This window comes from Pseudomonas sp. DWP3-1-2 (assembly GCF_049896285.1).
Taxonomy (GTDB): domain Bacteria; phylum Pseudomonadota; class Gammaproteobacteria; order Pseudomonadales; family Pseudomonadaceae; genus Aquipseudomonas.
Map to the genome: position 1 here is coordinate 1,137,608 of NZ_JAFCTZ010000001.1, position 18,382 is coordinate 1,155,989.

Consider the following 18,382-nt stretch of genomic DNA (forward strand, 5'->3'; position numbering starts at 1 on the left):
GGCACGGCGGCTATCAATAAGACGAAGCGCTGCACCCGATCTTAAAAAGACCGGATAATGTTATGTTATATCAACTACATAAACAACTGATCTGCCTTTGGCCCACCCTTGACTTGCGCCAGCAAACCCGCTGAATTCAGGACATTTCGGCCCCCAAACGAATTCTTCCGAGTCAACGCCTACGGGAGCCGCCTCCCCCTGCACGCTCCCATTCCCCTGTGGGTTAAAGCCATACGCCGTGTATCCAGCTCGTTACCGTCCAGGTGATGGCAGATATGTCTTGGCTAAAGGGTCGCAACGAAGCAATAATAAACATTCTCATTTACACTTTTACGGAATGAATTCAGTGCTCACCCGACCGCGTTCTAATCACTGCGCCATGCTTGCCTTAGGTTGTGTTCTGCTGCCCACGCTTTCCAGTGCCGACGATTCAGTGACCGAATTGGGCGCTACTGACATTCGGGCCACGGGCGATTCTCAAGGCTCGGGCTATACACGGGCGACCACCAGCACGGCGAGCAAGTCCGAAGTGCCGGTCAAGGATGAAGCGCAGACCGTGAATACGGTGACCCAAGAGACGCTGGATGATTACCAGGTGAAGTCACTGGACGATGCGATGAAGTTTGTCAGCGGCATGTCGCAATCCAACACCCTGGGCAACTCCAAGGACGCCGTGACCAAGCGCGGCTTTGGCTCCAACGACGACGGCTCCATCCTGCGCGATGGCATCCGGTCGGTGGTGGGTCATAACGTCAGCGCCACCACTGATCACATCGAAGTGCTCAAAGGCCCGGCCGCACTGCTTTACGGCGCTGGGGAACCGGGCGGCGTGATCAATGTGATCAGCAAGCAGCCGCAGTTCACCCAGCAAACCACCCTCTCGGGCTCTGCCTTCAGCGAAGGCGGCGGCACGTTCGGTCTGGATACGACAGGCCCGTTGGGTGATACCGGGCTGGCGTACCGGTTGGTGGCCGAGCGCGGCAATGAAGATTACTGGCGCAACTACGGCAGCAGCGAGAACACGCTGGTGGCGCCGTCGCTGAGCTGGGTGGGAGATCGCGCCAGCATGACCCTGGCCTATGAGTACAACGATTATTCCAGCCCGTTCGACCGCGGCACGGTGTTCAGCAATGGCAAACCGGCAGCGGGCAGCTACAGCAAACGTCTGGACGAAAGCTGGGCCAAGACCGTAGGCATCAGTGAAACCGCCACGGCGCGATTCGAATACCAACTCAGCGACGGCTGGAAAGCCCGGGCGACCTATGGCTGGAACAATGACCGGTACAGCCTTTCCATCGCCCAGCCCACCAGGCTCACCAACAACACGCTGACCCGTCAGGCCAACGGCGGGCATTACGACTATGAAAGCCGTTACAGCGCTCTGGACTTCATAGGAGAACAACAGTTGTTCGGCCAGCGCCATGACCTGCTCGTGGGCATCGATAACGAAGCCTCGGACAAGTATCGCGGCAAGACTTACCGCAACACGGTTACCCAGACCATCAATATCAATGATCCACAATACGGCAGACTGGCCGAACCCAGCGTGATCAGCGCGGCCCAGAGCAATGCGCGAAACGAACTGACGTCCACTTCCGTGTACATCAAGGATAACTGGCACCTGAATGAACAGTGGATTGTGGTCCTCGGCGGTCGCCAGCAGCATTACGACCAGTACGGCGATCAGGGCCTGGGCACGTCTTACAAGCTGAACCGGGACGACAACGGCGATGCCTTCATTCCCTTCGCCGGGCTGGTCTATCAGCCCACAGAAGCGCTGTCGCTCTATGGCAACTACAGCCGCTCATTCGTCCCCAACGACACCGTGGACGATGCCGGCAACACCTTCGACCCGGAGGAAGGTCGCAGCTATGAGATCGGTGCCAAGTACAATCCTTCACGAGCACTGAACATCAATCTGGCGCTGTTCGATATCGTCAAGAAAAACGTGGTCACCACCTCCACGATCAACGGCGTCAGTGTCGCTGAAGCCGCTGGCAAGGTAGGGTCTCGCGGGCTGGAACTGGACGTGACCGGGCAGATCGCACCACGCTGGGACGTCATCGGCACCTATGCCTATACCCACACCGAGATCCTTGACGACCCGGATGACGAAGGTAACCGTCTGAATAACGCGCCGATGCACACGGCCAGCCTGTACTTGACTCACCACCTTGCGTTCCCCGAATCCACCGGCCAATGGCACGCCGGCAGCGGCGCCCGCTATGTTGGCAAGCGTCCGGGAGACAACGACAACAGCTTCTGGATGGACAGCTACACGGTTGCCGACGCCTTCCTGCGCTGGGACCTGCCCACCCAAGGCTATAAAACGCGACTGCAGTTCAACGTCGACAACCTCTTCGACAAGCACTACTACCCGTCCAATACCGGAAGCGGTGAATTGCAGGTCAACGTAGGCGAACCGCGGACAGCGCGCCTGTCCGCCAGCGTCACGTTCTGACTTCCTCGAAGCCGCGGTTTTTCCAGTGGCCCGTGAACCATTTTGCAGTTTTTTGGTCCCGGGCCTTTAATTCTGGCCAAACCCGCCGATACTGTCTGTAGGGCGCGGGATTACCCGGCGCAGCTTTGATGACAGACAGGCATTCAATGGACACTATTTTTTTACTGGTTGAGCACGGTCGCGACCAAGGTGAAGTCTACATTCTGGGCTGGTTCGACGATGAACGAGCGGCGAAGGAAACCGCCGAGGCAATGGAATGGAAAGCTTACCGGGAAGAATCCAAGCGCCATCATCAGTGGTCTTCCCAGCCGCTCCTTGCACCGGACCAGACGACTCACCGCCGCTATTGGGTCAAGGGCATCGCCCGATTTGAACAGGCTTATGCACCGGCATCAACGAGCAAAACCGTCACAGCGCCCACGGCTGTTCACTGATTCCCGCTTTAAGGTCGCGCCTTCAGGTGCGGTCCGGGCCCGACTCATCAGGGCGATCCGTCTCAGGCAACAAGGCCTCGACACTGGCCCTGTCGACGCTGCGCGAAGGTGTCATTGCGACGGATTCGGCCAACTTGGTCGCCATCTGCCAATGACGCTCATGATGCCCTTCTGGCCTCCCTTCGGTTTCCCAGATCATTGTTGCCAACTGACGTACGGTTTCTTCGTCCACGTTCATAGGCTGTCCTCTCCAATAGGATCGTGAGACATCTCCGGGTCTGGCGTATGAACCACGGCTAAAGGTACGCCAATTCGCAAGCGAAACAACGCGCGTCACGGGTTCAATCTCCTTAACGTAAATCGGTACCTGCCGGTCGATGGTTCAAACATCGGGTTATCCCAGACGATGCATGGGCAAGGTAGACCACGGATTTTTCCGACGAGTTCAGTTTGGTTGAAGGCGTGGCTCAGCCGAAGGCACCGGCCGGGCAAGAAATGACGCTGGCAAACGACGTGCTCGGGCACCGTTTTGTGGCCTGGATTGCACGCGGGGCGGCAACAAAAATGGATCAAGCCGCTTCGCCTTAACGAAACAGCTTGATCCATCACTTACAGGCTGTAGGTCATGCCAGATCGAATCGATCCAGATTCATGACCTTATTCCAGGCGGCCACGAAGTCCTTGACGAACTTCTCCTGCGCATCCGCGCTGGCGTAGACCTCCGCCAGCGCCCGTAACTGCGCGTGCGAGCCGAAGACCAGGTCCACACGGGTGCCGGTCCACTTCACCTGACCGGTGCTGCGATCACGCCCTTCGAACTCATCCGCGGCCTCCGAAACGGGCTTCCACTCGGTGCTCATGTCCAGCAGGTTGCTGAAGAAGTCGTTGGTCAGAGCCCCCGGCCGAGTGGTGAACACGCCGTTGGGACTTTGGTTGTAGTTAATGTTCAAGACCCGCAGCCCTCCGAGCAGCACGGTCATTTCCGGAGCGGTGAGCGTCAGCAACTGCGCCTTGTCGATCAGCAGAGCCTCAGCCGAAATGCTGTAGCGGCTTTTGACGTAATTGCGGAAGCCATCAGCAATGGGTTCAAGAAACCCGAACGACTCCACGTCAGTCTGCTCCTGGGAAGCGTCCATGCGCCCCGGTGCGAACGGCACCGTTACGGTGTGCCCCGCATTTTTCGCAGCCTGTTCGATGCCAGCACAGCCGCCCAGGACGATCAGGTCGGCCAGGGAGATTTTTTTGCCACCCATTTGCGCCTGATTGAACTCAGCCTGAATCCTCTCAAGGGCTTCCAGCACGCCCGCCAATTGTTCAGGCTGGTTGGCCTGCCAGAACTTCTGCGGGGCCAGACGCAAGCGCCCACCGTTAGCACCGCCGCGCTTGTCCGAGCCGCGAAAGGTGGAGGCTGACGCCCAGGCCGTGGACACCAATTGCGATACCGACAGCCCGCTGGCCAGCAACTTGCTCTTGAGCGATGCCGTATCCGATTCGTTGACCAACGCGTGATCGACGGCGGGGATCGGGTCTTGCCACAGCAGCTCTTCGGCCGGCATTTCAGGACCGACGTAGCGCGAGAGCGGCCCCATGTCCCGATGTGTCAGTTTGTACCAGGCCCGGGAGAACGCATCGGTCAACTGATCCGGGTTTTCCAGGAAACGCCTGGCGATCGGCTCATAGACCGGATCGAAACGCAGGGCCAGGTCCGAGGTCAGCATCGAGGGGGCGCGGCGTTTGGAAGGATCATGGGCATCCGGCACAGTACCGGCGCCCGCGCCATCCTTGGGCTGCCATTGATGTGCCCCCGCCGGACTCTTGGTCAGCTCCCATTCAAAGCCAAACAGGTTCTCAAGGTATTGATTGCTCCATTGGGTCGGGGTGGAGGTCCAGGTCACCTCAAGGCCGCTGGTGATGGTGTCAGGGCCCTTGCCCGTGCCAAAACTGTTCTTCCAGCCAAAGCCCTGTTCTTCGAGCCCGGCAGCTTCCGGTTCGGCCCCCACATTGTCTGCGGGGCCGGCACCGTGGGTCTTGCCGAAGGCGTGCCCACCGGCAATCAAAGCGACGGTTTCTTCGTCGTTCATCGCCATGCGACCGAAGGTTTCGCGGATGTCCTTGGCGGACGCCACCGGGTCAGGATTACCTTCAGGCCCTTCCGGGTTGACGTAAATCAGCCCCATTTGCACGGCAGCCAAGGGATTTTCCAGGTTGCGCCCCTGATTGTCGGTGCGACTCTCTTCAGTGCCATGCTTCTGCGCTTCGGCCACCAGCACGCCTTCACCCGGCGGCTGGGCATCCTTGCCGTAGCGTGTATCGCCACCCAGCCAGGTTTTTTCTTTGCCCCAGTAAACGTCCTCATCAGGTTCCCAGACGTCCTGACGGCCACCCGAAAAACCGAAAGTCTTGAAGCCCATGGACTCCAGTGCGACGTTACCGGTGAGCACAATAAGGTCCGCCCAGGAAATCTTCCGGCCGTACTTTTGCTTGACCGGCCAGATCAGGCGGCGCGCCTTGTCGAGGCTGACGTTGTCCGGCCAACTGTTGAGGGGTGCGAAACGTTGCTGGCCAGCACCGGCACCACCGCGACCGTCAGCGGTACGGTAGGTGCCGGCACTGTGCCAGGCCATGCGAATGAACAACGGTCCGTAGTGACCGAAATCCGCCGGCCACCAATCCTGGGACTCGGTCATCAGCGCCCGCAGGTCTTGCTTGACCGCCTCGAAGTCCAGGCTCTTGAACTCGTCCGCGTAGTTGAAGGCCTCGCCCATGGGGTCGGACAAGGACGAATGCTGATGCAGTATTTTCAGGTTCAGTTGATTCGGCCACCAATCGCGGTTCGTGGTGCCACCGCCAGCGGCTTGAGTGAACGGACATTTCGATTCAGTTGCCATGTGCGAGCTACCTTTGGTCGTGTTCATCCGCTCACCCGGATGGATCCGAGTCCAGGGTGGAGATGAATGGAATCAATGGCATGAGCCCCGCTCTTTGTTCAACTGCCGTTGTGTCCACGCGATCACTCTTGATGTTGGCAATCAACTTGCCGGCACGGCGGTCCACGGCGGGCAGAGCAGGCGCATGGCTCATGCCTCTCTCCTTTATCAGGTCAACCGCTGGCATGCGCCGACGGTAGACCAAGCCTAGTCGCCTCGCTCAAAGGTTTCTAATAGACGGAACATTAATTATTGATAGCCTGACTCTGTTAACGGGTCATCGACTGCCTGCCGGGCAGTTTTCACTGTGAAAGCCTGGGCACACAGGCGGACACCCCGTAATCAAACGGCGTCCCCTGCTCTTTCCCGGTCCGCTTTCTCGATCAAGGTATTAAAGGTGTCGGTGTCCAGCGGCACGCTCAGAAAATAGCCCTGGGCTTCATCACAGCAAACAGTTTTGAGTAGTTCAAGGTGCTCGGCTGTTTCGATACCTTCTGCGGTGACCGTAAGAGACAGCGCCCGCCCCAGGCCGACGATAGCGCGGATAATCGACTGGTCGTCTTCGCTTTCACCCAGACGATTGACGAAACTGCGATCGATTTTCAGGCCGTCAAAGGGAAACGAGCGCAAGTAACTCAGCGACGAATAGCCGGTGCCGAAATCGTCCATGGCCAGGCGCACCCCGAGGCGCTTGAGGGCGACCATCACCTCAAGGGCACCTTCGGCGTCTTCAAGCATGACGCTTTCAGTGACCTCCAGCTCCACACGGGCAGGATCAATCCCGGTAAGGGCAAGGGTGTTCTGAACACGCCCGACCAGACCGCCCCGCTGAAACTCGCTCGGCGACAGATTAATCGACACAAACAGGTCATCAGGCCAACCGGAAGCGCACTGGCAAGCGGTGCTCAATACCCAGTTGCTCAACGGCAGGATCAGCCCGGTGTCTTCCGCGATGGGGATGAACGTGTCCGGTGGTATCAGCCCCCGCTCGGGATGCTGCCAGCGAACCAGCGCTTCGGCGCCCACCATCTGGCCATCGATGACGCGAAAACGCGGCTGAAAATGCAGACGAAGCTCGCCATTGCCAATGGCGTAGCGCAGATCATTTTCCAGCCGACGGCGCTCGATGATCCGGGTGTTCATTTCGCCGGCATAAAAACGCCAGGTGCTGCGCCCGCCCGCCTTGGCTTCATATAAGGCCATGTCCGCGTATCGCAACAGTTCAGCAGTCAGGGAGGCGTCGTTGGGCGTCATGGCAATGCCAATGCTGGCGCTGATGAAAACCTCCTGCTCCTCCATCTTGATCGGCTGCTCAATGGCGTCGATCAACCGACGGCACAACACTTCGACCTCATCCTGGGAACTGATATCGATGAGGATCAATACAAACTCATCCCCGCCAACCCGGGCGACCAGATCACCGTTGCGCACGCAGTCAGCCAGGCGTCGGGACACTTCGTTAAGCACCCGATCACCCGCGGCATGGCCAAGCAGGTCATTCACGGGCTTGAATCGGTCCAGGTCCAGGCTGAGCATGACCACCGGCTGTTCGCGGGTCGGTACGGCCTTGAGCTTGCCGTCCAGAAACGCCTGCAGGCGCGTCCTGTTGGGCAATCCGGTCAGTGCATCATGTTGTGAAAGAAATTCGATTTTCCGACGCGCTTCGACCTCCTCCGTAACATCCGTCGCAGTGCCGCGAAAACCATCGCCCGCCATCGCCCGTGCAGACACGCGGGTGATCCGCGCATGCCCTTTGATGTCGACGTAGTTGCACTGGACGGTGATGTTGAGCCGCCGATAGGGGCTACCAAGATAATGGGACAAAGCACCATGCTCGGTCTGCAACAGACCATCAATCGCCGCGCCGATCCAGCGCTCCCGGGAAAGCCCCGTCACGGTCTCAAAGCGCTCAGACAGATAAGTAAAGCGCCCGTTGGCGTCGATTTCCCATATCCAGTCAGAACTGGCTTCAACCACATCGCGAAAACGCGCCTCACTGGTGGCCAGCGCACGTTGACTCGAATGCAGCGAAGCGTAACTGGAATCAAGCGCCCTTGCCGCTACCGTTGTGCGACGCAAGATGGCCCAGGTCATGAGCCACACCAACAACGCCGCAAAACCGATCAACGGCATGACAAGGCCCAGTAATTGTCGCCCCGGTGTGGGCGGTTCCCAGTGCAACGCACCCGCTGAACCGTTCTCCCCCAACGGAAACACAAGGGCCTGATGCATTTCGTCGGGCGTCGAAACATGCAGCCCTCGAACCCCGTAATCCTTGCCTATCACCTCGAGCTTGGCGCTGTCGAGGATATCCACGAAAATCAACACGGACGACGGGCCGTCGTCCGGCCCCACGGCCGGATCAGTACCCGGCGTGATCGCTGCGGCCGCGATCAGGGCAGGCACGCCGCCAATGTTGATGAAGGTCGTCATCGGCGTTTCGGTCAGCGCCCCTGCCCGGGCTTGATCAAGAATCCCGTCAATGGGGTGCCCGATCCATTGTGAAGCTTCAATCGTCCGCAGTTCGCCTTTGATGACCGAGTACACGGTACGCCCGCTGCCATTCACGACGAACAGCCCCCGAAAACCAAAATCCGCGTACAACGTCGAGCCTATGTTCTGACGCACGAATGCCCAGTCAGTGTCCATTTCGACGTGCAAGTGTTGGTAAGCATCTCCCCAGAATGCGTAATCCTTGACGATTGAGCGCAAGGATTTCTCCAGCGATTGCACGGCCTTCTTTGTATAAAAGGCGCTTTGCGCCTCTTCGGTGCGATCCAGGTCGTGCGCAACGTACGTGAGTAAAACGCTGACGAGCAAGAACACCCCGGCCAACAACCCCGCAAACTTGAACAGCGAAGCACGGGCCAGTGCCACGCTGGAGCGGTCAGGCACCGGATGGGCAGCCATTGGAGCGTCGTATTTCGGCATGATTTCCCAGGCGGTATGACGTGAGATAACGAGTTGGATAGCTAGTTATCGGCCGACCGGGTCTATCTATGAGCCTGCGTTGGATGATGCGGTCGGAAAAACAGAGGCCGACCTCCCCCGCCAATCCAGAAAGCTTGAACGCTCAGTCACGTCGTCAGTCCTCAATGCAGTAACTTTGCCCAAGCGGCAATCGCCAGCGCCGCGCAACAGGTCCAGCCTGAAAACAACCCGCGCCAGACAAGCCGGCGGGGAACAAAACCCACCCCTTTCACAAAGGCCACACTCATTGCAGCGAACAAGGCTGTCGCCAGGGCATGGTCAGCTTTCCCACCCGGTGTTGCCATCATTGGGGGGTAAAGCGTGCAGGCCAGCATGATCACCACCGCGATCGCCAGACTCGGTAGGTGAAGGCGCGAGGATTCGGGAACGTCGGCGGTACGCGGCATCATGGCTGATCCTCTTCACTGTCACTCACCGCTCGACCCGCTTCGTTCTCGCCCCACATCGCATTCAATATTGCCAGCAGCAAGGCAAACCCGACTCCCAGCATCCAGGCGAAATACCACATGTTTTCTTACTCCTTTGCCGACGTTAGTAGGCTGAATGCTCGTTGGCTTTGATATGCGCGACGGTGACCTTGCCTCGCATGACCCGATAGGCCCACGAGGTATAAATCACAATCAAGGGCATGAAGACCACGGTCGCCCAGAACATGATCGCCAGGCTTAAATGACTGGAGACACTGTCCCAGACGGTCAGGCTTGCCGCAGGCATCGTCGATGACGGCATGATGAAAGGGAACATGGAGACACCCGCGGTGCTGATGACACCGATGACCGCCAGCGAGGAAGCCACAAACGCCGACAGTGTATGGCGCGCCATCAGCAATATTGCGGCACCCGCGGCGCCCGACAACCCAAGGGCAGGCAACAGCCAAAGCACAGGGTAATGACCGTAGTTCGCCATCCATGCACCGGGTTCGCGCACCACGGTCTTGCTGAGGATGTCAGGCAGCCCGGCGGTGTCCACGAACGAGGCGATGCGATAACCCTCGATCCATTGCAACCAGATACCCGCCGCGATAAATGAACACACCAGCACGATGGCAGCCACCACCGCGCCTTTGATCGCCCTGCCCTGGATAGCGCCTTCCGTGCGATGTGCCAGATAGGTGCCACCCTGCAAGGTAATCATTGCGCTGCTGACAACGCCGGCCAATAACGCGAATGGGTTCAGCAGTTGCCAGAAGCTGCCGGTATAGGTGGAGACCAGATAAGCGTCGAAGTGAAACGGCACACCTTGCAGCAGGTTGCCAAACGCGATCCCGAAGACCAGGGGAGGCACAGCACCGCCCACAAACAGCCCCCAGTCCCACGTGCTGCGCCAGGTGGCATTGTGGATCTTGCTGCGATAGTCAAAGCCTACCGGGCGGAAGAACAGCGCCCAGAGGACCAGGATCATCGCCCAGTAGAATCCGCTGAAGGCCGTGGCATAGACCACAGGCCAGGCCGCGAACAACGCGCCACCGGCCGTAATGAACCAGACCTGATTGCCGTCCCAGTGAGGGCCTACCGTGTTTATGACGACACGTCGCTCCACGTCACTGCGCCCGACAAAGGGCAGCAGCGTGCCAACGCCCATGTCGTGGCCGTCCATGATGGCAAAGCCGATCAGCAGTACGCCGACGAGCGCCCACCAGATAATTTTCAGCGTGAAGTAATCAAACATGTTGCAATTCCTTATGTTGCAGTGCCTTTAAGTGGGCGTCGTGAACATAACGGCCTGTACCGAGACTGCCGGGCCCCTGACGGGCGAACTTGACCATCAGGAACATTTCAACCACCAGCAGCACGGTGTAGAAAATGACGAATCCCGCCAGCGAGCCATACAGGTTGTTGACGCTCAGCGTGGACACGCTCATGTGGGTCGGCAGCACGCCGTAGATGGTCCAGGGCTGACGGCCGTATTCAGCGACAAACCAGCCCAGTTCACAGGCAATCCAGGGCGCTGGCAGCATGAACAGTGCCCAGCGCAGCAACCAGCGATTGCGTGTGCAGGTCGACTTCAACGTCGACCAGAAGGCCAGGCCGAAGAGCATGAGCATGGCAAAACCAAGACCTACCATGATGCGGAAGCCCCAGAACATCGGTGTCACACGCGGTACGGTGTCGTTGACGGCCCTGTCGATAATCTCGGGCGTCGCCTGGTTAACATCCACAACATACTTTTTAAGCAGCAGACCGAAGCCAAGATCAGACTTGTATTCTTCAAATGTTTGCAGTGCTGCCTGATCCGTGCGATTGGCTCTTATGGTTTCAAGCGCATTGACGGCCGTTATCCCACGGATAATTCGAGCCCGGTTTTTTTCCTTGATATCAAGAATGCCTGGAATTTCCTTGCTGACTGATCGCGTACCAATCAAGCCCATCAGCCAAGGCACATCAACTTCCCAGTTATTCTTTGATTCGGCTTCGTTAATACTGGCGAACAATGTCAGCCCGGCTGGAGCAGGCTTTGTTTCCCACATGGCTTCCATGGCTGCCAGCTTGGTTTGCTGCGCCTCACCCACTGTGTAACCGGATTCATCACCCAGCACGATCACGCTCAGTACGGATGCAAGACCAAAGGCCGCCGCCACCCGGAAGCTGCGTTTGGCAAACTCCACATCGCGGTTCTTAAGCAAATACCAACTGGAAATCGACAGCACAAACATGGAGCCGGTGACATAACCCGCCGAAACGGTGTGCACAAACTTGGCTTGCGCCACCGGGTTGAACACCACCGTCCAGAAATCGACCATTTCCATACGCATGGTGATGTAACTGAACTCCGATCCCACCGGGTTCTGCATCCACCCGTTGGCGATCAGGATCCACAGCGCGGACAAGTTGGTGCCGATCGCCATCAACAGCGTGACCAGCAAGTGATGTTGTCGCTTCAGACGATCCCAACCAAAGAAGAACAAACCGATCATGGTTGATTCAAGGAAGAACGCCATCAGCCCCTCAATCGCCAGCGGGGCTCCGAAAATATCGCCGACGTAATGTGAGTAATAGGCCCAGTTGGTACCGAATTGAAATTCCAGCGTGATTCCCGTAGTCACCCCTAACGCGAAGTTGATGCCGAACAACTTGCCCCAGAAGCGCGTCATGTCTTTCCAGATGACATTCCCCGTCATCACATAGACGCTTTCCATGATGACCAACAGCCACACCATGCCAACCGTGAGCGGTACAAAAAGAAAGTGGTAAAGCGCAGTGGCTGCAAACTGCAGCCGTGACAAATCCACCAGTTGTTCTGAAATCACTTGCTTGCCCCTTGAGTCGAGGTGGGAACGCCAAACTTGTCGCCGAGGGTGTTCGAGTCAACGCTGACATACGAATCCCGGATGAACAGCCACCACAGCACTGTCAATACCACTAACTTGATCAGTACTGCTGTGAGCAAATGGCGTCGCAGTCGTTTATCGGAAGTAGTCATGCCTATGCACTTAGCATGGGGCATGCCAAGGGGGAATATTATTTTTTATTGTTATATAACAGCTACTTACAAGCTACCCACGGGAAATACGGAATACGCTGACAACTGACAGGACTGCCACTCTGCCAGGGGTGGCAGTCAATGGCAGCCACGGATTTACCGAGACAGGATCAGGCCAGACCTTGTTCTTTCAGTCGCCTGTACAACGTACGCTCGCTGATGCCCAGATGCCTGGCCAGCTCACTGCGGGTGCCTTTAAAAGTCGCCAGCATCTGCGCCAGCGTGCCGTTATTGGAATGAGTTGAAGGCAAGGATTGAGGGGTTGTAGCGGTCGGTACCTGGGGCAGGTGCACGGAATGAATCACACCGTCGTCGGCAAACAGACTGGCTCTTTCCAGAACATTACGTAATTCACGGATATTGCCCGGCCAGGAAAACCGCTGCAGCTGCAACAGTGCATCGGCGTCTATCGTCAGTCGCCGCTTGCCTATTCGGGTGCGTTGCAGAAATGAATTAACAAGCAACGCGATATCTTCCACCCGATCGCGCAGGGGCGGTAACCGAATAGGAAAGGCGCTGATGCGGTAGTAAAGGTCCTGCCTGAACTCACCCTTCTCCATCATTCTTTCCAGCGGTTTATGCGTCGCGGCAATTAACCTGAAATTGGCGTGAAGGGTCTCGACACTGCCGACACGGCGATAGGTGCCCGATTCAATCAGGCGCAACAGTTTTACCTGCATGGCCAGTGGCACATCACCGATTTCATCGAGAAACAAGGTGCCACCTTGAGCTGTTTCAACCAGACCTGGTTTGCGCGTGGTGGCACCGGTGAACGCGCCCTTTTCATGGCCAAACAGTTCGCTCTCGAACAGTGTTTCGGTCAGACCTGAACAATCCACAACGACGAAAGGCCCCGTGGCCCGCTCGCTCGTTTCATGAACAGCGCGGGCGAACAGCTCCTTGCCCGTGCCGGACTCCCCCAGCAGCAGGACCGGCAACATGGACGGTGCCACCCTTTGCAGCTCCGACAGAGCGACGTTAAAGGCTGGAGAGCAGCCGACCAGCCCCTCGTTACTGGGGCGTGCGGATGCGCTGCGCACCAGTGTCAGACGCTCAACATAGGCGGTAATCATGCCGTGTTCGTCCAGGATCGGCCGCAGTTCGACCTCGACATGCTCAGGACCGCGGGGCGTGTGATGAATGTGCAACACCCGATCCGGCCCTCGTACTTCCTGGGCCTTTTTCATCGGGCAATTCTCACCCGCCTGATCACAAGGGACGTCGTAATGGTGGGATATCTGATAGCACTTGTGGCCGATAAAGGGTTTGTCCGCACTGCCAAACTGCCGCTGATAGGCCGTGTTGGCAGCCAGGATGTTGTAATCCGGGTCAAGCACAATCATCGGCTGGGCTTCGTGCTCGAGAAACGAAACAAGCGACTGAACTTGATCCCGTTGCGGGAGTGGATTTTCCGGGGTGGGCAGGATGTTCGTCATCATGGCTCCTAAGGTTGCGTCCATCCTCTTGCGGCACTGCCATCTCTGTCAATAGGCACTGCCAATGGCAGTGAATGGGGGTAGCTGAGGAAACACTGAAAAGCCGAATAAAAAATTAAAACCAATTAAATCAATAAGATAAACGCATTTACTCCAGAGGCCATTCCTTGGCAGGCTTATTGCTGTGTCAGTTCCTAATGTGAGCGGCTCGGTAAAGCCCCCTAAGGAGACACATCATGGCCGTACAACTTCACGTCGAAGGCTTCTTCGATCCTGCTACCAATACCGTCAGCTATCTTGTGTTGGACGAAAACACCCGCCACTGCGCCTTGATCGACAGCGTGCTGGATTACGACCCTAAATCGGGCCACACCGCCACGACGTCTGCCGACAAGCTGATTGCCCGGGTGATCGAACTGAACGCGAAGGTCGACTGGATTCTGGAAACCCACGTTCACGCAGACCATTTGACGGCCGCGCCCTACCTGAAAGAAAAACTCGGCGGGAAAATCGGTATCGGCAGCCAGATTGCGACCGTGCAAGAAGTGTTCGGCACGTTGTTTAACACCGGCCCCGAGATGGCCCGCGACGGCAGTCAGTTCGATCACCTGTTCGTCAACGACGAGCCGTTCGTGATCGGTACCCTGCAATGCCACGCGCTGCATACGCCCGGTCACACGCCCGCCTGCATGACCTATGTGATCAGCAATGGCAAGGAAACGGCGGCATTCGTCGGCGACACCCTGTTTATGCCCGACTACGGCACGGCACGTTGCGATTTCCCCGGTGGGAATGCGCGCACGCTGTTTCAGTCCATCAATAAGGTGCTGAGCCTGCCAGCGGATACGTTGCTGTACATGTGCCACGACTACCAACCGGATGGCCGCGAGGTGCAATTCGTCAGCACCGTTGCCGAACAACGCGCGCATAACGTTCACGTGCGCAATGGCATCAGTGAGGAGGAGTTTGTGGCGATGCGCACCAAGCGTGATGCATCGATGGAAATGCCAACGCTGATCCTGCCTTCGGTACAGGTCAACATGCGCGCCGGGCATTTGCCTGAGCCCGAGGCAAACGGGACGCGCTATCTGAAAATCCCCCTCAACGTCGCTTGACGTTGCCCTCCCCCAAAAAATCATAAAAAAATAACCCTAACGGAGACACTCATGGACATCCGCCACCTTGCGTCCGGCCTGTCGGTATCAGAGCAGATTTTTCCCCATCAACTGGCTGAACTGAAAGACACCGGTTTTCGCGCCATCATTTGCAATCGTCCAGACGGCGAAGGCAGTGACCAACCCTTGTTTGCCGAAATCAAACATGCCGCCCAGGCGATGGGCATTGAGGCGCACTACCTTCCCGCGCAATCAGGAAAAGTCACCGACGAGCAAGCCATTGCCTTTGGTGAATTACTTGAGTCGCTTCCGAAACCGGTGCTGGCGTACTGCCGTTCCGGCATGCGCTCAACAACGATGTGGGCACTGTCACAAGCGGGCGTGCAACCCCTGCCTCAGATCGTCGATACCGCGAAAAAAGCCGGCTTCGATATGAAAGGCGTCATCCGCCGAATCGCCAATCAGGGGCGTACGCCTGTTGAAGTGGCCGAGGCTGAGCATACGGTGGTCATCATCGGCGGCGGTGCAGCCGGTATCGCCACAGCCTCAAGCCTGCTGGCACGCGACCCTGGACTCGACATCGCGATTATTGACCCGGCGGATGTGCACTATTACCAGCCCGGCTGGACGCTGGTGGGCTGCGGTGTCTTCGATGCACCGCAAACCGCCCACACCATGGGCACGACCATCCCCCGTGGCGTTCACTGGATCAAGTCGGCAGTCGCCGCTTTCGAACCGGAAAGAAACGCGGTCATTCTCGACGGGTGCAGAGTGGTCAAATACCAACAGCTCGTGGTGTGTCCTGGCCTCAAGCTCAACTGGCATGCCATCGAGGGTTTGTCGGACACCCTGGGACGCAATGGCGTGACTTCAAACTACCTGTATCACCTGGCGCCCTACACGTGGCAGATGGTGCAACAACTGCAAGGCGGCCGAGCCATCTTCACGCAGCCGCCCATGCCGATCAAATGTGCCGGGGCGCCCCAGAAAGCGATGTACTTATCGGCCGATCACTGGAAACGCGCCGGGGTACTGGACAACATGGAAATCGAGTTTTGCAGTGCCGGAGCGGTGCTGTTTGGCGTTCCCGATTACGTGCCCGCCTTGATGGAATACGTCACGGCTTATGGTATCGACCTGGATTTCGGCCACACACTCACCCACGTGGATGGTCCGGGACAAATGGCAACATTCAGCTGTGCCCATCCGGATGGCAGTTCCAGGAGCGTGACTCGCGAATTCGATCTCCTTCACGTGGTACCCCCTCAGGTTGCGCCGGACTTCATCCGGGTCAGCCCTCTCGCGGATGCAGCCGGCTGGGTTGATGTCGACCCGGCCACCTTGCGTCACAAAGCCTGGGCCAATATTTACGCGCTGGGAGACGTGGCCAACTCCAGTAACGCCAAAACAGCGGCGGCCGCACGCAAGCAGGCCCCCGTTGTCGCCCATAACGTGCTGGCGGCCATGGGCAAGGCCAAGGGCAGCGCCCATTACGACGGCTACGGCTCCTGCCCGCTGACGGTCGAACGCGGCAAAATCGTCCTAGCGGAGTTCACGTACGGCGGCAAGGTCGCCCCCAGCTTCCCGTCCTGGCTGATTGACGGTACCCGGCCATCAAGGCTGGCATGGCTGCTCAAAGAACGGATTCTTCCCCCCTTGTACTGGAAAGGCATGCTCAAGGGCCGCGAGTGGATGGCGAAACCCGAGTTGGCGGACCTATGAAACCGGACGTGGCCGCAAGGAGACTCCAATGCTCATAGTCCTACTGCTCGGGTTTACCGTGGGCATCATCCTGGCCCTGACCGGCGCGGGCGGAGGGATACTCGCTGTTCCGCTGCTGGTGTTCGGGGCGGGACTGAGCATGGCCGAAGCCGGACCCATCGGCTTGTTGGCTGTCGGTTTAGCGGCGACCCTGGGTGCCGTCATAGGGCTCAAAAACGGCACCGTCCGCTATAAGGCAGCGCTGCTCATTGCAGGCGCGGGGATCATCTGCTCACCACTGGGCCTGTGGTTGGCGCAGCGGACGCCGAACCGCCCGCTGACCATCATTTTTGCTGTTGTGCTGATGTACGTGGCGTGGCGCGTTTATAAAAAATCATTGGCTTCCCATGCCGACTCAACGCCATCGGTGGCAACCAAGCCCCCGCCGTGTCTATTGGACGCAAACCGGGGCAAGCTGAACTGGACGGGGCCTTGCGCGTGGGCGCTGACACTTTCCGGCATTGTCGCGGGCGGGCTTTCCGGCCTGCTCGGCGTTGGCGGTGGCTTTGTCATGGTGCCAGCGCTCCAGCGATACACCAACCTGACAGCGCAATCCGTACTGGCAACGTCTCTGGCCGTGATTGCACTGGTTTCAATCTCCGGTGTTGTGGCGAGTTCGGCCGCCGGGCACTTGCAGTGGGCCATTGCCCTACCGTTTTCCATCGGAGCATTGGTCGGCATGGTCTGCGGACGCCTCGTCGCTGCCAGATTGTCGGGCCCACACTTGCAAAAAGGGTTCGCCCTTGTGTCTGCGATGGTCGCCGTGGCACTGCTGATAAAGGCTGTTTAGATGATCAAGCAGCGGAAAATTATGGACCGGTCTACAAGCCGTCATGATGGCCATCAACAGCGTGCTGATGCACTGTCGGTCATTCAGACGCTGTACCCACACTTTTGCGCAGGAGAGACGTGATGAATATCGACTGGCTCAACTTCACCCCATGGTCATCCCTTGCAGGTGGAGCCTTGATTGGTCTGGCGGCCAGTCTGTTCGTGGTCTTTAACGGACGCATCGCTGGCATCAGCGGCCTGATTGGCAGTCTTCTACAACGCGGCAGCGAAGGCACGAGTGAGAAGGCACTGTTTCTACTGGGCCTGCTGGTCGCACCGCTTGTCTGGGGCTTGTTTGCCGTCCTGCCGCAGATCGAGTTCCAGAATGGCTGGTTCGGACTCATCGTCGCCGGCGTCGTGGTGGGCATTGGCACCCGCTACGGCTCGGGCTGTACAAGCGGCCATGGGGTTTGCGGCATCTCGCGGCTTTCACCGCGTTCAATGGTCGCCACGGTGTGTTTCATGCTCAGCGGCTTCGCTACGGTGTTGGCCCTGCGCCATCTGCTAGGGAGTTGGTCATGATCAAAATAACGGCATTCATTGCAGGGCTATTGTTCGGCCTGGGCCTGCTCCTGGCGGGCATGGCCAATCCACGAAAAGTGCTGGCTTTCCTGGACCTGACTGGCGCGTGGGACCCTTCCCTGGCCTTGGTCATGGTTGCAGCCATTGCCACCGCCATCGGCCCGATCACCTGGGCACGCCGGCGACCCACCTCCCTATTGGGAAGTGCGATGCAATTACCGACCAAACGTGAACTGGACCCGCGCCTGATCGGCGGCAGCCTGTTGTTTGGCATCGGCTGGGGAATTGCGGGCATCTGCCCCGGGCCTGCCGTTGCCATCCTGCTGACAGGACACTGGCAAGCCATCGTATTCATGCTGGCCATGGTGGGCGGCATGGTGTTGTTTACTGCGTTGGAGGCCCGGCGCAGCCACTGATCGGGAGA

General features: G+C 58.2%; 17 protein-coding genes. 7 read left to right on the top strand and 10 right to left on the bottom strand.

Annotated elements, in window-relative coordinates:
* The first annotated feature begins 379 nt into the window (after positions 1-379).
* Both ACP7B0_RS05345 and ACP7B0_RS05350 read left to right on the top strand, forming a co-directional pair.
* Complete coding sequence (locus ACP7B0_RS05345) at positions 380-2,461, top strand: TonB-dependent siderophore receptor (RefSeq protein WP_426139927.1); 2,082 nt, start codon at positions 380-382, stop codon at positions 2,459-2,461.
* A 146-nt stretch (positions 2,462-2,607) separates the two neighbouring features.
* A complete protein-coding gene (locus ACP7B0_RS05350) occupies positions 2,608-2,895 on the top strand; it encodes a hypothetical protein (protein ID WP_426139928.1) in 288 nt (95 codons plus the stop codon).
* A 22-nt stretch (positions 2,896-2,917) separates the two neighbouring features.
* Here the strand turns inward: ACP7B0_RS05350 and ACP7B0_RS05355 are convergent, their stop codons facing one another.
* The 10 genes from ACP7B0_RS05355 to ACP7B0_RS05400 all read right to left on the bottom strand — a co-directional run bounded on the left by ACP7B0_RS05355 (position 2,918) and on the right by ACP7B0_RS05400 (position 13,729).
* The gene (locus ACP7B0_RS05355) at positions 2,918-3,133 is read right to left on the bottom strand and encodes a DUF2934 domain-containing protein (protein WP_426139930.1); all 216 of its coding nucleotides are present in this window, start codon (positions 3,131-3,133) and stop codon (positions 2,918-2,920) included.
* A 385-nt stretch (positions 3,134-3,518) separates the two neighbouring features.
* Complete coding sequence (gene katG, locus ACP7B0_RS05360) at positions 3,519-5,783, bottom strand: catalase/peroxidase HPI (RefSeq protein ID WP_426139931.1); 2,265 nt, start codon at positions 5,781-5,783, stop codon at positions 3,519-3,521.
* Between the two features lie 31 nt (positions 5,784-5,814).
* Positions 5,815-5,976, bottom strand: a complete 162-nt coding sequence (locus ACP7B0_RS05365) for a hypothetical protein (protein WP_426139933.1) — start codon at positions 5,974-5,976, stop codon at positions 5,815-5,817.
* Between the two features lie 188 nt (positions 5,977-6,164).
* Positions 6,165-8,753, bottom strand: a complete 2,589-nt coding sequence (locus ACP7B0_RS05370; RefSeq protein WP_426139934.1) for a bifunctional diguanylate cyclase/phosphodiesterase — start codon at positions 8,751-8,753, stop codon at positions 6,165-6,167.
* A gap of 161 nt (positions 8,754-8,914) precedes the next feature.
* Positions 8,915-9,202: a cyd operon YbgE family protein gene (locus ACP7B0_RS05375; protein ID WP_426139935.1), complete on the bottom strand. Its 288-nt coding sequence runs from the start codon at positions 9,200-9,202 to the stop codon at positions 8,915-8,917.
* The gene (gene cydX / locus ACP7B0_RS05380) at positions 9,199-9,321 is read right to left on the bottom strand and encodes a cytochrome bd-I oxidase subunit CydX (protein WP_426139936.1); all 123 of its coding nucleotides are present in this window, start codon (positions 9,319-9,321) and stop codon (positions 9,199-9,201) included. The genes ACP7B0_RS05375 and cydX overlap by 4 nt, the downstream gene beginning before the upstream one ends.
* A gap of 23 nt (positions 9,322-9,344) precedes the next feature.
* A complete protein-coding gene (gene cydB / locus ACP7B0_RS05385; protein ID WP_426139937.1) occupies positions 9,345-10,481 on the bottom strand; it encodes a cytochrome d ubiquinol oxidase subunit II in 1,137 nt (378 codons plus the stop codon).
* A complete protein-coding gene (locus ACP7B0_RS05390; RefSeq protein ID WP_426139938.1) occupies positions 10,474-12,060 on the bottom strand; it encodes a cytochrome ubiquinol oxidase subunit I in 1,587 nt (528 codons plus the stop codon). Before ACP7B0_RS05390 ends, cydB begins: the two co-directional genes overlap by 8 nt.
* Positions 12,057-12,233 (bottom strand): cytochrome oxidase putative small subunit CydP, encoded by a 177-nt coding sequence (gene cydP, locus ACP7B0_RS05395; protein WP_426139939.1) that lies wholly within the window; start codon positions 12,231-12,233, stop codon positions 12,057-12,059. The genes ACP7B0_RS05390 and cydP overlap by 4 nt, the downstream gene beginning before the upstream one ends.
* Positions 12,234-12,403: 170 nt before the next feature.
* Positions 12,404-13,729 carry a sigma-54 interaction domain-containing protein gene (locus ACP7B0_RS05400; RefSeq protein ID WP_426139941.1) on the bottom strand — a complete coding sequence of 442 codons (1,326 nt, stop codon included), beginning with the start codon at positions 13,727-13,729 and terminating at the stop codon, positions 12,404-12,406.
* A 236-nt stretch (positions 13,730-13,965) separates the two neighbouring features.
* Here ACP7B0_RS05400 and ACP7B0_RS05405 point away from each other — a divergent pair, with 236 nt between their 5' ends.
* The 5 genes from ACP7B0_RS05405 to ACP7B0_RS05425 all read left to right on the top strand — a co-directional run bounded on the left by ACP7B0_RS05405 (position 13,966) and on the right by ACP7B0_RS05425 (position 18,374).
* The gene (locus ACP7B0_RS05405; RefSeq protein ID WP_426139942.1) at positions 13,966-14,844 is read left to right on the top strand and encodes an MBL fold metallo-hydrolase; all 879 of its coding nucleotides are present in this window, start codon (positions 13,966-13,968) and stop codon (positions 14,842-14,844) included.
* Positions 14,845-14,895: 51 nt separating this feature from the next.
* Positions 14,896-16,566, top strand: coding sequence for a TIGR01244 family sulfur transferase (locus tag ACP7B0_RS05410; protein WP_426139944.1), 1,671 nt, complete (start codon positions 14,896-14,898; stop codon positions 16,564-16,566).
* A gap of 28 nt (positions 16,567-16,594) precedes the next feature.
* On the top strand, positions 16,595-17,395 hold the full coding sequence (locus ACP7B0_RS05415) for a sulfite exporter TauE/SafE family protein (protein ID WP_426139947.1): 801 nt from the start codon (positions 16,595-16,597) through the stop codon (positions 17,393-17,395).
* Positions 17,396-17,517: 122 nt separating this feature from the next.
* Positions 17,518-17,958, top strand: a complete 441-nt coding sequence (locus ACP7B0_RS05420; protein ID WP_426139948.1) for a YeeE/YedE family protein — start codon at positions 17,518-17,520, stop codon at positions 17,956-17,958.
* Positions 17,955-18,374: a DUF6691 family protein gene (locus ACP7B0_RS05425; protein WP_426139949.1), complete on the top strand. Its 420-nt coding sequence runs from the start codon at positions 17,955-17,957 to the stop codon at positions 18,372-18,374. The genes ACP7B0_RS05420 and ACP7B0_RS05425 overlap by 4 nt, the downstream gene beginning before the upstream one ends.
* Positions 18,375-18,382 lie beyond the last annotated feature (8 nt).